Annotated in this window: 1 protein-coding gene; it reads right to left on the bottom strand. The window is 36.1% G+C overall.

Annotation, left to right across the window (positions count from 1 at the left end; translation table 11 throughout):
• Positions 1 to 139: 139 nt before the first annotated feature.
• Positions 140 to 841, bottom strand: a complete 702-nt coding sequence (locus DQ356_RS11090; protein ID WP_166413116.1) for a pentapeptide repeat-containing protein — start codon at positions 839 to 841, stop codon at positions 140 to 142.
• Between the last annotated feature and the right edge of the window lie 297 nt (positions 842 to 1,138).

Consider the following 1,138-nt stretch of genomic DNA (forward strand, 5'->3'; position numbering starts at 1 on the left):
TGCTTTGTGTATCTAAATTCTAAAAACGATAACTCCATAGACTGCCAAAAAAGCTCCCGAAGGTTCCGTTCAACAGGCTTTCATCTTGTGTCCTGCGGACAAGACGAAAGCTTAGTTATTACCAGCAGCTTTTCTTTTGTCAATATTCAGCTCGTATATTTCCATTTATCATCCAGTGTTCGTAAACTTTCCTATTCCGTCCATTCAGTAGTTGTCGGGCTATGTCATTACACTTTTTGCTTGCATATAGACCTTCATATATTCCAACAACAAGTAAGTTGTCAATGTTTTCGTCTTGTCTGTCGCCAAGTAAGTTGAAGAACTGAAAACACTTTTTTGCAAAGTCTGTCGGCTCATTATTTGTTGTAATGTCGTCAAATAGCCTGAGACTAAGTTCGCCATATACTGCATATTGTAATTCGTCATCTGAATGGTCTGTCATTTTGCTGAACTCAGGAACATTATCATATAACTCTTTAACCAAAAGGTCTTTAAATGTTTCAAGTTCTCCAGTTGTTTTATTGAGCATAACCACTTGTCCGTAACAACGGCAATTATTCAAATTTGTTCCGTCAATTTTTGCATTGTTAAATTCAGTGCCTTCAAGAGAACAGTTTTCAAAAATGGTATTTGTCAAATTGCACTGTGAGAAGTCGCTACATTTTAAATTACAATTGGCAAACCTTGCATTTGTGAAGTCTGTTTGCGAAAAGTCAACCGAAAAGCAACAATTCTCAAATATCGTGTCGGAAAGTAATAGTCCGGTCATTTTCTCGCCCTTGTCAAAATCAAGGTTTATAAAAAAACGATGTCCTGTATTATACTTTTCTAAGATGTTCATTATGTCAGTTGCAGTCGTCATAAAGTTGCTGGTAACGGTTGGGTATTTCTGTTGGCGGGGATTATGATAACTTGTTTCTATAAATATCACAAAAAGAACAACTAGCGAAAATCTTGATGATGTAAACTTCAACCCCGCTAATAGAAATACCGTGTTGAACTAAACCTCCGGTAGCTTTTCCCATTCACCGTTTTAGTAATTTTGTTTTTATTAAACCCTAAAAAACATATAAAATGGCTACAAAAAAAAATCTCCGGAGGAGTTAAGGACTAACAAGTTTCTCAATCGTGCCTCTAG

Origin of the sequence: Chryseobacterium lacus, assembly GCF_003336205.1 — a bacterium.
Classification (GTDB): domain Bacteria; phylum Bacteroidota; class Bacteroidia; order Flavobacteriales; family Weeksellaceae; genus Chryseobacterium_A; species Chryseobacterium_A lacus.

Excerpts from the sequence above, each read along its gene's own strand:
- DQ356_RS11090 (WP_166413116.1), bottom strand. The coding sequence starts at position 841 with ATGAACATCTTAGAAAAGTATAATACAGGACATCGTTTTTTTATAAAC.